Genomic DNA, 234 nt, shown 5'->3' with positions numbered 1-234 from the left:
CGGATGACGGCCAGACCTGGAGCGAGACAGCGCCAGAAGGGATGCCGGCATTCAAGATGGGCGAAGGAAATATCATCATCAAAAATAAATTCGCCTCGGAAGAAGGAATGAAAAGCAAGTTGATGGTCAAAGAGGAAAATGGCGTGAAGCTGTACTCTACGGATGACGGCCAGACCTGGAGCGAGACAGCGCCAGAAGGGATGCCGGCATTCAAGATGGGCGAAGGAAATATCA

The 234-nt window shown here is 51.7% G+C and carries 1 protein-coding gene; it reads left to right on the top strand.

Translation table 11 applies throughout. From position 1 onward, the window contains the following. Positions 1 to 234: sialidase family protein (locus PPOP_RS23175; RefSeq protein WP_042230390.1), on the top strand; the 234-nt coding region annotated here is incomplete at both ends.

The sequence above is a fragment of the Paenibacillus popilliae ATCC 14706 genome (genome assembly GCF_000315235.1).
GTDB lineage: Bacteria > Bacillota > Bacilli > Paenibacillales > Paenibacillaceae > Paenibacillus_B > Paenibacillus_B popilliae.
Note: the sequence above shows the minus strand (reverse complement) of the source record. Positions and strands in the feature narration are given on the sequence as shown.